This is a genomic window from Rhizobium etli CFN 42, assembly GCF_000092045.1.
Classification (GTDB): domain Bacteria; phylum Pseudomonadota; class Alphaproteobacteria; order Rhizobiales; family Rhizobiaceae; genus Rhizobium; species Rhizobium etli.
Window position 1 is genome coordinate 218,954 of sequence record NC_007765.1, and the last position, 14,590, is coordinate 233,543.

A 14,590-nucleotide genomic window follows, 5' to 3' on the forward strand; every position below is an offset into this window, starting at 1 on the left:
GGGTTGAAGTTTGTCGTCCCCACGAAAGGAGCTATCGCGGCTTAATGGCGTGACCGTGAGACGGCATGGACAACAATTGGGGTATGTGTGGCGGTCATATGATCGACCGCAAGACCTCACCCTCAGCAATTGATCTGAACTCTGTGATAATCCCGGACTTGTCCAGTGAGCCGAGGGCAGACGTCGGCGAGGCAACGGATGAATATATAACGCTCAGATTAAATAAACATTTGTAGCGCGCGGGCGACCCTGATTGTCGAGTTCTACTTCGAATGAAGCGATCTTGCCCCCTTCTAAACCTTCCCAAACCAAATCTGAAACCATAGCACGCGCGACAAAATACTCTCGGTTCGACCGGTCGACGAGAAAACCAAAATTTGGCTTTCGGCCCTTTTCTTTGAGGGTGCCAAGCAAACCGGACGCTGACGCGCAGTGGTCGGTAGTATCGTCACGTGAGGCCTCCAGTTCTCCGATTAATTTGTCTAATAAGGCAACAACCCTGGCACCGGCACGAACGCTTCTAGTATGCAGAGCCTGCACAATCGACGACCGAGCTTTTCTTAGATGCTCGGTCATCTTGGAATCAACTATCCGGGGGTCAAGGGTAACGAGAAAATCGGCGAAGGCTGAACACGGCGCCTCAAGATCGGCATCAATACCGACGGCCGACTTATGGGTAATCATTCGCTGGAAGTTTTGAGTTTGTAGGTCTGCAAAAATCAGCTGGGTTCGCATATTGGAGAGCGGTTTCGTCCTTTCTAACGAAAGGATTTTCATAGCTCCTTCGAAATCGTAATCGAACATCTTTGCGCGTGCCAATTCGCGTTTCACATCTGTCGACTCCGGGTCCCTTTTTAAAGCTTCCTCGAATTGGGCAATCGCGGCCGGGCAATCTCCGTACCCACGTAACAGGAAGCCGCCGAAGAAGAAATAAAGCTGCGGGGTCTCCGGCGACAGTTCGAGAGCAGAGCGATAGGCGTCGGTTGCGCCAGCAAAGTCATGTTGGCGGAATCGAATAAAAGCATCCGTACGAAAGACTTCAAAATAATCGTGATTAGAAACTTTCAGGGTGTCGATAATCGCGTTAGCCGCTTCAAATTCATCATTGTAAGCAAGTTTAACAGCTTCACGCAGCTTTCCTGCGGCTAGTGCCTCGGATATCGAACGAACTGTGAAATTTCTGAAATTATACTTTTCTTGGCCTTCGGCTCCTCGTTCTGCTTGATATGCAAAACTAAGTCCCCGAAATTTTCGTATTACTGCCTCCTGAGCCTCCGCTGTCAAACGCAGGATGCGCGCTACGTAGGCGCGAGCAAAGGGCTTGATCCGATAGTTCAACTCATAGCCGCTCTGATTTTCGGTCTCTAAGATAGAGAACTTCAGGAGCTCGGCTACCCCGGCCTCTAACTTGCGGATGTCTGTCGAAGAGACGTAATGTAAGACCCCCAGCGAAACGGCTCTTGGCAGGATCGACATCAGTGACAATGTCATTGTCGCGTCAGGGCTTAGTGCGTCGAAGACGTTCTCAAGACAAAATCTGAGCGCCATCTCAGGATTGCTTACGATTTTGCTGGCAGGCAACCCTGCTATCACGCCCATACAAAACCATTTCAATAGAAGCGGCCTCCGCTCCAGTCTACTGGCGAAGTAACGCAGCTCGTCCTGCCGCAGCGACGATAATGTCTTTATGCTGTATGATTTGATCAGTGCGCGAAGATAGATCTCTCCCTCATTATCGGTTAACGGTTTGACCTCTACCGTCAAATCGCCGCCGACGGGAATGCGAGATGTCAGGACAACTTTACTTTGCCCTGGTATGTCCGACACGAAATCACGAATGGTATCGTCGAGGACCGTTTCCAAATTATCTATTGCGAGGAGGATCTTGTTATTTTCCAGTAGCTGTCGCACGCGCGACATAGGATTGGACTTATCTTCCTCAAATATCCCCACTACTTCTTCGAAAAGGCCCATTGAAGTCGTTATCGCGTGTTCAATTCTCTGGATTTCGCCCACGGTTAACTTGGACGATTTCGCTGAAACCCAAACAATCGCGTCAAAGTCGTGATCACCCGAATTGACCAGGCTATAGAGTGCTTGAACCGTGAGAGCCGTCTTGCCATTGCCGCCGTCGCCCAGCACAGTAACGACCGGATGCCGGCTCAGGATCTTTTTCTTCAGTTCTTGTTCAAGCTGTGGTCTCGGAACAAACCCTGTATCGTCATAATCGGGGAGAGGTAGATTGTGAAAAATACCTCCTTCGCTTGGGTGCTCGAGGAAGCTGACCGCTCGCCGGGTGATAGCTTCTGGATCAGTGTTGTAGTCGACAAGAGCTTTGTGCAGAACAGGCCAGAAACCGTTGCTCTTGACTAGGTCATTGGCTAACGCAAACGCCGTCGCATGTTCTTCAACAGTTAGAGGCCGGCCGTGCATCACCGAGTTGCGAACGGGTACAGCCGCTTGCAACGACGCTGCTTTCGCAGAAAAGTGCTTCCGAAATGCGTCTCCAAAATGCTGCTTAAGACGTTGCGCTATTGCTATTTTGTCGCCCAAATCCAACTGATATAGAAGTTCGAAATCGTCCTTCGCGACAGTTCCTGGCTCGTCCGACTTCTCAGCTCGTTGAGCAGCTTTGTCGCGTTCTTGCGCACTTAAGAAGCCAGTTGTTACGAGACCGGCCAGAGAACGAATGTGCGTCACTAGATCTTTTTCAATCGAGTCAAAAAAGATGAATAGAGCTACTCGCTGATAGCTTGACAACAGGACCTCCCCGCGCGTCCAAGATTGTACTATACAGCAGGCGGTTGTGTATTGGTTAGCCGCCAAGCAATCTGCGATCGAATAATCCACAGGATATTAGGGGCAACCGCACAGAATTGTTCAATGCCCCAGGCCTCGTCGAAGCCACCGCGCGGTCGTCTCGATTGACACCGTCTCGAACGGTCCAATCGTTGAAATACGCTGGAGTGATCGCAGCGTGCGGAAAATACAATCTTGCGCAGGTTATCATGGGCGGGGCCCTGATTCTCTAGCCCACGCTCGCGAACGCGCCGATTGCCGACCGATCGTCAGCTGAATTGAGCGGATGAGCACCATCTCCGTCAGGCAAGCCAAGTGACCGAGCCGAGCTACCGCCACACCCACCCACTCACCCCACCGTACTAAAATCCGCCGCCAACACCGCATCCTTCAGCGCCCGCGAATACTCATGCTGCGGATCGTCCAACACCGCCCGCGCCCGCCCCCTTTCAACAATCTCACCTTTGCGCATGATGATAATATTATCGCTGACGTAATAAGCCGTCGCCAGATCGTGCGTGATGTAGATGATCGAGAGCCCAAGCTCGCTCTTCAGCCGGCCGAAGAGGTTGACGATGGCCATGCGCAGCGACGCGTCGACCATGGAGACCGGTTCGTCGGCCACCAGCAGGCGCGGCTCGGGGATCAGCGCGCGGGCGATGGCGACGCGCTGCAGCTGGCCGCCGGAGAGTTCGTGGGGGAAGCGGCCCTTCACCTCTTCCAGGGTGAGGCCGACATGATGGAGGGCGGTATCGGCCATCTTCTCGGCCTCGCGCCGGTCCGGCCGTTTTCCCGCCGAGAAATTGCGGGCGGTCTCGAAGAGATAGCGGTCGACCCGCTTCAGCGGGTTGAAGGCTTCGAACGGGTTCTGCAGAACCGGCTGGACTTCCTTCATGAAGGCCGTGCGTTCGGCTCTGTTGTGGATCGCGACGGTCTTGCCGGCAAATTGCAGCTCGCCTTCCGTCGGTTGCGTCTGGCCGAGGATCATCGCCGCCACCGTCGATTTGCCCGAGCCGGATTCGCCGACGATCGAGAGGATCTCCGGCTCGTCGCCGAGTTCGAAGCTGACATCCTTGACGGCGGTGATCAGCCGCCGGCCGAGCATGCCGCCCTGGCGGTAGATTTTCGTCACATGCGAGAGGCTAAGCAGAGTCACACCTGATCCCCCGTAACCGCAAAACACGCCACCCGCCGCTCGGGCGCGACGGTGACCATGGGCGGAACTTTCTGCGAGCAGATATCCATCCGTTTCGGACAGCGTGGGTGAAAGCGGCAGCCTTCCGGCGGCATGGCGAGGTTCGGCGGGCGCCCCTCCAGCGAGGGCCGCGTCGTGGGGTCGCCGATCTTCGGCAGGCTGCCGACCAGATGCTGCGTATAGGGGTGGAGCGGCAGGCTGAAGAGCTTGGGCGTCGGCGCCTCCTCCACCAGCCGCCCGGCATAGACGATGCCGATGCGGTCGGAGACGGTCGCATGCACCCCCATGTCATGGGTGACGAACAGGAAGGATGAGCCCATCTCGCGCTGGATGTCGCGGATCATCGTCAGCACGTCGCGCTGGACGATGACGTCGAGCGCCGTCGTCGGCTCGTCGGCGATGATGAATTCCGGCGTCAGGATGGTGGCGAGCGCGATGGTCATGCGCTGGCGCATGCCGCCGGAGAGTTCGTGCGGATAGGCGTCGAGCAGCTGCGGGTCGAGCTTCAGCCGCTGCAGGTGGGCGGCGACCTTCTCGAAGAAGATTTGTCTGCTCACCGTCATGTGGCGGAAGGCGAAATCGGTGAAGGAGTGGCGGATCCGGCGCACCGGATTGAGCACGTTCATCGAGCCCTGCATGATATAGGAGAGATGCTTCCAGCGCAGCGCCACGCGCTCCTCCGGCGTCATCGCATAGAGATCCTGGGTGCCGCCGCCGAAGTGGAATTTGACATTGCCGGAGACGACCCGGAGCGGCGGCCGGATGGCGCCGGCAATCGTCTTGATCAGCGTCGTCTTGCCGCTGCTCGATTCGCCGGCCACGCCATAGACCTCGCCGCGGCCGATCGTCAGGCTGATGTCGTCGACGGCCCGCACTTCACGATCGACGCCGAAGAGGAAGGCGCGGTAATAGGCTTTCAGATTCTGGATTTCGACCAAATTCTCCATGCTAACTTCCCATCCGGTTGAGCCGGCTGCGCGGATCATTGTATTCGTTCATCGACATGGAGAGCAGGAAGAGCGCCAGGAAGAGAATGACGATGACGGCGACGGGGGCGGCCACCCACCACCATATGCCCGAAATCAGCGCCGAATGCGCATTGGCCCAATAGATCATCATGCCCATGGTCGGCGTCTCGATATCGGTGAAGCCGAGCACCGAAAGCGTGATCTCCATGCCGATCGACCAGATCATGTTGTTCATCGTCGTGGCAAAGACGATCGGCAGCACATAGGGCAGGTGCTCCTCCACCAGGATCTTGCGCATCGTCATGCCGGAATAGACGCTCTGGGTGGTGAACGGCCTGGTCTTCAGGCCGAGCGCCACCGAGCGGATCAGCCGCGCATCATAGGACCAGCCGAGCGAGGCCATGATGACTATCAGCGCCATCCAGGTCATGTTGTCCTTCAGCACGAAATAGAAAAGGATCAGCAGCGGAAATTGCGGGATGACCATGACGCTGTCGTTGATCGCCATCAGCACCCGGTCGACCGCCCCGCCGGCATAACCGGCGACGAGGCCGACGACCAGCGAGATGATGCGCGAGAGAAAGGCGACGCCGATGCCGAAATAGAGCGTGTTGCGCAGCCCGATCGTCAGCTGCCAGAACACATCCTGGCCGCGCGATGTGGTGCCCAGCCAATATTCGCCGTCCGGCGGCATATCGGGCGGCAGCAGATAGATGTCGGTCGCGCCGTAGGGCGAGAAATAGGACAGGATCACCAGGCCGACGATCACGGCGAAGAGCAGCAGGCCACAGAGGAATTCCATGTTGTGGCGCGAGAGGTCACGGATGATGGTAAACATGGCTATTCCACCTTGATGCGCGGATCGATCAGCGGGCTCAGCACGTCGATGATGAAGACGGCGGCGGCGACGCCGACGATCGACAGCGCGCTGAGGCCGAGCACCAGGCTGTAGTCGCCGGCATGCACCGCTTCGATCAGCAGATTGCCGATGCCGGGATAGCCGAAGACGATCTCGGTGATGACAGTGCCGTTGAAAATCGCGCCGAGCGACATGGCAAGCCCGGTGAATTGCGGCACCATGGCATTGCGGGCGATGTAGGAGCGCAGGATCTTGCCCTTCGGCACGCCGCCGAGCTCGGCAAAGACGACGTAATCGTCGGTGATGATGTTGGAAACCAGTGCCCGCATGCCGATCAGCCAGCTGCCGGCGCCGACGAGGATGAGCGAAAGGGCCGGCAGGATGGAGTGTTTGAGGATGTCGGTGACCAGAGCAAAGGAGAGGTCGAGATTGGCGTTCATCTCATAGCCGCCATTGATCGGCAGCACCGGCCAGATGAAGCCGAAGACGATGAGCAGCACGAAGGCGAGGATGTAATAGGGAATGGGCAGCATCGCGATGAAGACGAGGCTGACGGCCTTCAGCACCATGTCCTTGCGGTAATAGCCGGCAAGCGCGCCGATCGCATTGCCGAGCACGAAGGTGATCAGCGTCGACACCGTCATCAGCCCGATCGTCCAGGGCAGCGACCGCAGGATGATGGTCGAAACGGGGGTGGGAAAGGCCGAGAGCGAGGGGCCGAGATCGCCGGTCGCAAGCCGCAGCCAGAAATGCAGATATTGCTGCCAGATCGAACCCTGCATTCCATAGAGCTCGCGCAGCGACTGGCGCATCAGCTCGATCGCGTTCGGGTCGGACTGACCCATCTGCGTGATGGCGCCTATGCTTTCTTCGACCGGATCGATCGGGGTCAGGTGGGTGACGAAGAAGGTGATCGTCACGCCGAGAAAGACGACGAGCAGGAACTGACCAAACCGCTTCAGCACAAAGATCAGGTAAGGCGTCATAAGGCGGAGCTTCCTCTCTGCTTCCCTTCTTGAAAGGATCGACGAGCATGGCAGCTGGGGCTCATGCCCGTCGATGAGGGGGCCGGCGCGATGGCTCCCGCGCCGGCGTTGGGAGGGTTATTTCGGTTGAGCCGGCTTCAGCTTGACCATCATCAGCCTCGAGTTCGCCCAGTTCGGCACCGGATCCGTATAGGGGTCCTTGATCGTCGGATAGCCGGTCCAATAGGTCGTATCCATCGATGTGAAGACGTTGTAGGACATCAGCGGGATAGTCGGCATTTCTTTGGCGACCAGCTTCAGATAATCCTTGCCGAGCTCCATGCCCTTGGGGTCATCGGCGCTGATGCCGCGGATGCTCTCGATGATCTTGTCGAGCTCCGGATTGGACCAGCGCTGCCAGTTGCGCGGCGGCTGAACGTCACCCTTCTTGGCCACGAACTGCGAATGCCAGCTGTCGAGGAAGAAGGAGAGGTCGGGATCGCCGCCCCAGGTTTCGACGCTCCAGGCGATCGCTACCTGGAAATCGCCGGGCTGCAGCGCCGTCTGCCAAAGTTTCGCGGCGGGCACGGCTTTGGCGTCGATACCGAAGGCCGCCCATTGCTGCGCAATCAGAGTGCCGGCGCGGGTGAAGACCGATCGCGTGTCGCCTTCGACCGTCATCCGGATCTTGAAGGGCTGTCCATCGGGGGTCAGCCATTTGCCGCCGGATTTCTTGAAGCCTGCCTTTTCCAGAAGTTCGCCGGCCGCTTTCGGATTGGGCTTCCACCAGCCGTAGCCGAAGGCACCGCTGATCGCCTCCGGATCGGTCGGGATCTGGTCCTTGAACTTCGGCTGCTTGCGCAGGATATCGGCGATCTGTTGCCCGACCGTCGGGTCATAGGGCTTGATCTTGCTCTTGCCGGTATCGATCTCGAAGTCCTTCAGCCAATCCTGCATCGGCGCCTGATAGTCTTTCATCGTGGCCGCCGTCGGCGGCACGCCGAGTGCGGAAAGCGTCGCCGCCCCACGGTAGCTCGCCATGTCGACGGCCTTGATGTCGATCAGCAGCGCCAGCGCCCAGCGCACGTCGGCATTGTCGAATGGCGCTTCCTGGGTGTTGAAGATGACGGCCGGCAGCGTCGGATCCGGATGGGCGAAGGGGAAGCCCGGGAACCAGGTGTCGATGGTCTTCGACTTCTCCTTGAGGGTGAACATGCCCTCAGGCGTGTTGTCGTGAATGATATCGAGATTGTGCTCGAGCTGGGCGATCGTCCGCTTATCCGGCGGGCCCGGATCGGTGTAGGTGACATATTTCGGCGCCGGCTCGCCGAAGCGGGCAAGCGAGGTGCGCTGCCAGTCGTCGCGCTTCTCCCAGGTGTACCATTTGCCCTGCGGGTCATAGGCCTTCAGCTTGTAGGCGCCAAGCGAGACGGGATTGGCGAAATCGTAGCGAAGCGGATCCTCCACCTTCTCGAACACGTGCTTCGGCATGATCCAGGCGCCGTTCCAGCGCACGGTGAAGATGGCGTGGAAGCGCGAATTCGGCTTCTTCAGCTTGAACACCACGGTCTGGGGATCGGTCGCCTCGACGCTTGCCACCTGCACCGAGAAGGCCGCACTCCAGACCATACCGGGATGGTCCATCTGCGTCTTGACGGTATAGACGACGTCGTCGGCCGTGAATTCCACACCGTCGCTCCAGTAGAGCCCCTTGCGCAGTTTCACGGTCATTTCGGTGAAGTCGGCATTATATTGCGGCTTGTCGGCGGCGAGCGAATTGTCCCATGCCGCGCCGCCAAGCCCCTGTTCGGGGTCGATATACCAGAGCGTATCCATGGTCAGCTGCTGCAGGCCGGTCGAGACCCCGCCGCCGCCATTGACCCAGATGTTGAACCAGCCGGGATTCTTGATCGTCCCTTCCGGATTTTCAACGATGAGCGTCTCCTTGCGCGGCAAGGAGGTGTAGTCCTCGGCGGTGGCCAGACCGGTCAGACCGAGCGTGGCCAGCACGAAGCCGAATGCAAACCTCTTCCACTTTTGCATGAACTCCTCCCTTGTAAGCGACGATGCGGCGGCCGCTGGGGCACGCATGGGCATGTCGCGGTTGTCGGTTCGCAGAAGCGGGCTTGTGGACCTTGCGCTTCGGAGAACCATCCTCCGGCTGCCTGCCTCCTCGCAGGGAGCCGATTTTCTAGCCGGGTCTTTACCCGGCGGCGACTGTCACACCGACAGCCGGATGACGTTGTAGGAGAGCGGCTTCAGCGCCGCCCGCACCCGTCCGTCTTCGATCTTGGCGCTCTCTACCTGCACCGGAGCGACCGTCTCCGGCCGCCGCGCCGTATTGACGGCTTCGAGATCGCCATGGGTCATCTCCACCTGCTCGATCAGCCGGGCGCCGCCGAAACCTTCGAGCCGCACGTCGAGATCGAGCGTTGTGTCCGGATGGCGGTTGACGGCAAAGAAGGTCAGCGACCGGCCATCCTCGGAATGCACGGCCGAGACGTCGAGATAGGGAACCTCGTTCTCCTCGTCGCTGTCATAGGTCGGGCCGTCGACGACGAGCTGCAGCGCCGATCCGCGGCCATATCGCGAGGCGTAGTAGAAGGGATAATAGATCGTCTGGCGCCAGGCCGCACCACCATCTTCGGTCATGATCGGGGCGATGACGTTGACCAGCTGGGCGATGCAGGCGATGCGCACCCGGTCGGAGCGGCGGATGAAGGTGTTGAGGATGCCGCCGACTTGCAGCACGTCCTCGAAATTATAGACGTCCTCGAGCAGATGCGGCGCATCCGGCCACTCGTCGCGCGCCAGGATCTCCTTGTCCTGCTGGTTGGAATGATACCAGACGTTCCATTCGTCGAAGGAAATGCCGATCGTCTTCTTCGAGCGCTTCTTCGCCTTGATGTAGTCGATCACGCCGCCGATCGTGGTGATGTAGCGGTCGAGCTTTGTGGCGCGGGCGAGGTAGTTCAGCGTGTTCTTTTCGCGGTTGGCGAAATACATGTGCAGCGATATGTAGTCGGCGCTGTCATAGCACTGGTCGAGAACCTCGGCCTCCCATTGCGGATAGGTCTTCATGTCGGAGTTCGACGAGCCGCAGACGACGAGCTCGAGCGACTTGTCGAAGCCGCGCATGGCCTTCGCCGTCTCGTCGGCCAGCCGGCCATATTCATAGGCCGATTTGTGGCCGACCTGCCAGGGGCCGTCCATCTCGTTGCCGAGGCACCAGAGTTTCACGTCATGCGGATTGGACCAGCCGTGCTTGCGGCGCAGGTCCGACCAGTAGGTGCCGCCGGGATGATTGCAATATTCCAGGAAATTGCGGGCGGCATCGAGGCCGCGCGAGCCGAGATTGACGGCGAGCATCGGCTTGGTATTGGCCTTCTTGCACCAGTCGACGAATTCGTTGACGCCGACCTGGTTGGCTTCGCGGGTGCGCCAGGCGAGGTCGAGGCGAACCGGGCGCTCCGAGCGCGGGCCGACCCCATCTTCCCAATTATAGGCCGAGACGAAGTTGCCGCCGGGATAACGGCAGTAGCGCGTATCGAGCTCACGCACCAGATCCAGCACGTCGCGGCGGAAGCCGTCTTCATCGGCTGTCGGATGTCCGGGCTCATAGATGCCGCCGTAGATCGCTCTGCCGAGATGCTCGAGAAACGAGCTGTAGAGCCTGGCGTCAATGGTCGCGATGCGGAAATCGCGGTGGGCAACGACATTCGTCTTCAACGGATCCTCCCCGTTTATGTATCAGGAATTTTGTTTTCGTGCCTTTAACTTGATATCAGGAATGTCGTGATGTCAACCGAAAGGCGGATTTAATCATACTAATGCAAAAATCGAGAAAAATCATTTAGTTTCAGCTATTTGAATGAATTTAGCGACTGTTGATGCACGAAATAAATGCGATTTTTAAATCAGGATATCCGATATTATAAATTCACACATGCAGCCGCATGGTGATGTCGCGGCCGTGATTGCCAAAGCCGCGGCCGAAGATGTTGACGCCGCCGGTATGGCCAGCATTTTCGGCGATGCCGACACGCAGGCGGATGGAGGAGTGCTGGCCGAGCGCCAGATCGCCGAGCGTGACATTCGACGCCGCCACGCCGTCGATGAAAGTGCCGCGCGTCGAGATCCGCCAGGTCTTCATCATCCCATATTGCGACCCTTCGAGCTTCCACCAGGCCGGCGTGAAGGCGCCGCGCTTGTCGCCGTAATCACCGGGCGACGTCCAGGTGCCGATCGCCATGCCGTTGACCCAGAGCGTGATGTCGGACGGCCAGTCCGGATTGGTGCCGGGCACCTCCGACGACAGCTCCAGTGAAAATTCGATGGCGCGAATGTCCTTGTTCAACACCTTGGCATTGTTCGGGAATTTGTACTCGACATAGCCCCGGCCGAACCAGACGAGTCCGGCCTGCATGCGCTGCGGATCAAGGAAATAATCGGGCACATCAAGCGGCCCGATGACGCTCTCGGTCGAGCAAAGCCCGCAAGGCGCATGCACGTCGCAACTGGTATAGAGCCCGACCGGCATCTCGACTTCGATAACATTATTGGCGCGCTGGGCGGCACTTTCCTCGAAGCTGATCAGGATTTCGCTATAGACCGCCGAGCAGATCTTCTGGTTCCCTTTCCGCGCCTTGGCCAGCCTGGAATCGACCAGTCCGGCATCCTCGAGGATCTGGATCCCGGTCGCGACCGTGGATTGGGGGAGGGAGAGCGCCTGCGCGATATCGTTGATGTTGAGAGGCCCCTTGGCGCAAAGCAGCTTGAGTATCTCAATTCGCGCCGGCGCCGACAGGGCCCGTATGGCCTCGCTATTTTCGCCGGCGGCAATCGTTAAAAACGAACGTTCCATCACTTCCCCGTAATTTCCGGAGTACTGATGTATATCAGAATTTATGATGCATCAAGTGGAGTAGTTCCGAATGATGTGATCAGCGGGAACGACACGACGCAGCACGCCACCTCAACCTGGTGGAGAGGGCGCCCGGAGGCATCCCGGCGCAGCGGGCGCTAGAGGCGCCGCCTCCCGAAACCAGAGCGTGCCGAGTTAACCTTACCAAAATGTAATGTAAATTTGGTGCGCTTCTATGTCGCGCTGAAGTCGAATTGACTCCAAATCAGAGGTGTGTAAGTGTCACGAGATAGAATCACGATAAAGCTGAATATATGAATCATCTTGGTGAAGTCGTTCTGCAAAGACAAAGACAAAAATTATTTGAGATAGTAAGGAAATTTGTAAAACCTGGACAGCCATACATAATAATGGACTTTCCATCAACAACAGATCCGGGACGCCATGCAAGTTGGCTCGGTCTTCTGGAAGTATTGAAAAAAGTAACGGGCCGAATTCCTGTCCTTACGTGCAGCGCATCTCAGAATATAGACGAGATAAAAGCAACGCCGGGCGACGCTCCCATATTCATTTGCGGCTGGAGCCATTTTGGAGATTTGCGGGCGGGCAGGGATGATATTCGGTGCCGTTTGATGTGGAAATATCCGGATCGGACAATCATCCAGATGCCGCAATCGATTCACTTCGCAAACGAGGCGCTCAAGGAGTACGCCAAACGCAGCATTGGAAGACATCGCAACTTTTTTTGCATAACGCGCGATGACCAGAGCTTTGAGCTGGCAAGAGCAAACTTTGATTGTGACGTCGAGTCTGGCCCGGACACGGCATTCGGTATCGAGACGCTCAAACCCTTCGAAGCTGATCCCCTTAGAGTGTTGTATGTGATGCAGCCTCTTGAGGACGATGTCGATATCGCCAAGGCGCGAGCGATTGTTGACGGCCCCCTGACCAACTGGATTAACGGTTCAGGTCGTTTGTCGCGCATGCGCATGTCGAGTGTGGTCAGCGCAGCACTGCGATATGGCTTCAGCCGCTCAGCGATGATGGTCCAGCATCGCGAGGAGGTCGCTGCCCGTTATGTAGCTTATGGCGTGAGGATTCTGTCCGGCGCGCAACGGATAATTACCAACCAATTACACGGTCATATTCTCTGTCTCTTGCTCAATAAGCCGCATATCGCGGTCGCGAGAGACGGAAGCCGTCTGCACGCTTTCATCAGTAGCCAGACCGGCGACACCCCCCTGGTCGAGAAAGCGACGAATGCGAGCGAGATTTTCGCAGCAATGTCTCGCCTGCCCTATGAGATCGGCGGAACCTGGTACAAGTCGAGCCGACCCATGAACCTGAGTCCCAGCATTCCCACCCCCGATCTAGTCCCTCAACCTTCCACAGTCTGATTATTGGTAGGAGTTCAGTTTGTCGGTTTTGCAAGACGACGATATTCTCTTCAGCCATGTCAGTGAGAACCGGTCCGCCGCAGCCGTGAAGGGTGCCTTCTGGTCGGCAGTAAGTACCCTTATTCCGACGGTCCTCACCTTCGCTGTTTTTGTGGTCACTTCTCGCGTTCTCCAGCCTCGGGACTTCGGTCTTGTCGCGCTGGCATTCAGCATCGTCTCGTTTGCAGCCAGTTTTGGACCGACTGCATTTGGCGAGGCGATCATCCAGAGAGCCGAGATAAGGCGGAGCCATCTCGACACGATATTCCTGCTTTCGCTGGTTTTTTCGTTTTTGGTTTACGGCGCTTTATGTCTAGCCGCTTCGTCGATCGCGGCCTACGTCGGGCATCAGGAAGTCACCTATCTCATCTACATCATGGGATTGAAGGTATTCTTCGATTTCACGGCCGTCGTTCCGAACGCGATTGTGAACAGGAAGATGTCGTTCCATTTGGTTGCCGTCCGCACAGTTATCGCGACCATTACGTCCGCTTGCATCTGCCTTGTTCTGGTTCTCGCAGGTTTCGGCTTGTGGGGGCTTGCGATTGCACAGATCGCCGCCACGGCAGCATCGTGTGGCGCCGCATTCTGGGGTGCGGGTTGGTTTCCGGGATTGAACATCAAGAGAGCAAGCCTCGACGATCTGCTTCACTATGGTTTCTTTGCATCCGGCACCCGCTTCTTACAGACGATGAGCTTGGACAACTTGCTCATCGGCGTGCTCTTGAGCCCATCTGCGCTCGGGATCTATAACTTTTCAAAACGTCTGTTTGACATGATCAACAACGTCATCGCCGGCGGCCTGACGTCGGTGACGCATGTGCTGCTTTCTTCATTGCGGTCCGATCCGAAGAAGGTCCGGGAAGCATTCCTGATGGCGACGTTTGGTTGTGCTCTGGTTTCGTACCCCGTATTCATCGGCCTCGCGTCGGTTGCGGATGATGCGATCACGACCATTTTCGGTGCGCACTGGATCGAGGCCGTTTGGCCGGTGCGATTCTACTGCGTTATCGGGTTGATGGCGGGGATCGGCTACGTACAGGCATCCTTGATAAAGAGCCAGGGAGAGATGGATTGGTGGTTTTACTACCAGCTGGCACGCAATCTCCTCACGCTCGTGACCATCGCAGTTCTTTATCCTTATGGCGTGACGACGATCGTCTTTGCCATCATGGTGGAAGTTTTGTTGTTTTGGCCGATCACGAGCTGGAAGGTGTCGCAACATATAGAGCTGAGCATCCCGGCATATTTGGCGCAGTTCCTGCGGCCTACCGTGGCTAGTGCAGCGATGGTGGCTGTCGTTTTGCTCCTCCACGAACTGCTGCGTCATTGGTCGCCGTACCCACGTCTGGCCATAGAAGTCCTGGGAGGTGGCATCGCTTACTGCAGCTTGATATTCGTTCTGTGCAGAGCTCGTTTGGATGTCTTGATCGGCAGCATCAAGCAAGCTCGGCAACGCAAGGCCGATAGAGGCGCAGTGGCGACCCCTGTGTGATTTCCTGGT

Annotated in this window: 10 protein-coding genes; 2 read left to right on the forward strand and 8 right to left on the reverse strand. The window is 57.6% G+C overall.

The annotated features are described in order from the left end of the window. Positions 1-213: 213 nt before the first annotated feature. The 8 genes from RHE_RS25005 to RHE_RS25040 all read right to left on the reverse strand — a co-directional run bounded on the left by RHE_RS25005 (position 214) and on the right by RHE_RS25040 (position 11,650). The gene (locus RHE_RS25005) at positions 214-2,760 is read right to left on the reverse strand and encodes an NB-ARC domain-containing protein (protein WP_042119872.1); all 2,547 of its coding nucleotides are present in this window, start codon (positions 2,758-2,760) and stop codon (positions 214-216) included. A 388-nt stretch (positions 2,761-3,148) separates the two neighbouring features. Continuing rightward, a complete protein-coding gene (locus tag RHE_RS25010; protein WP_011428044.1) occupies positions 3,149-3,904 on the reverse strand; it encodes an ABC transporter ATP-binding protein in 756 nt (251 codons plus the stop codon). 47 nt (positions 3,905-3,951) lie between these two features. Then, positions 3,952-4,941, reverse strand: a complete 990-nt coding sequence (locus tag RHE_RS25015) for an ABC transporter ATP-binding protein (protein WP_011428045.1) — start codon at positions 4,939-4,941, stop codon at positions 3,952-3,954. A 1-nt stretch (position 4,942) separates the two neighbouring features. After that, a complete protein-coding gene (locus RHE_RS25020) occupies positions 4,943-5,800 on the reverse strand; it encodes an ABC transporter permease (RefSeq protein WP_011428046.1) in 858 nt (285 codons plus the stop codon). A gap of 2 nt (positions 5,801-5,802) precedes the next feature. After that, a complete protein-coding gene (locus RHE_RS25025) occupies positions 5,803-6,807 on the reverse strand; it encodes an ABC transporter permease (protein ID WP_042119874.1) in 1,005 nt (334 codons plus the stop codon). Between the two features lie 117 nt (positions 6,808-6,924). Continuing rightward, positions 6,925-8,829, reverse strand: a complete 1,905-nt coding sequence (locus RHE_RS25030) for an ABC transporter substrate-binding protein (RefSeq protein WP_011428048.1) — start codon at positions 8,827-8,829, stop codon at positions 6,925-6,927. A gap of 177 nt (positions 8,830-9,006) precedes the next feature. Beyond that, the gene (gene arfA, locus RHE_RS25035; RefSeq protein WP_011428049.1) at positions 9,007-10,515 is read right to left on the reverse strand and encodes an arabinosylfuranosidase ArfA; all 1,509 of its coding nucleotides are present in this window, start codon (positions 10,513-10,515) and stop codon (positions 9,007-9,009) included. Positions 10,516-10,726: 211 nt separating this feature from the next. Then, positions 10,727-11,650: an ArsR/SmtB family transcription factor gene (locus RHE_RS25040; protein ID WP_011428050.1), complete on the reverse strand. Its 924-nt coding sequence runs from the start codon at positions 11,648-11,650 to the stop codon at positions 10,727-10,729. Between the two features lie 314 nt (positions 11,651-11,964). Here RHE_RS25040 and RHE_RS25045 point away from each other — a divergent pair, with 314 nt between their 5' ends. Next, positions 11,965-13,047 (forward strand): polysaccharide pyruvyl transferase family protein, encoded by a 1,083-nt coding sequence (locus tag RHE_RS25045; RefSeq protein WP_011428051.1) that lies wholly within the window; start codon positions 11,965-11,967, stop codon positions 13,045-13,047. Positions 13,048-13,066: 19 nt separating this feature from the next. Next, positions 13,067-14,581, forward strand: a complete 1,515-nt coding sequence (locus RHE_RS25050; RefSeq protein ID WP_011428052.1) for a lipopolysaccharide biosynthesis protein — start codon at positions 13,067-13,069, stop codon at positions 14,579-14,581. Positions 14,582-14,590: the final 9 nt, after the last annotated feature.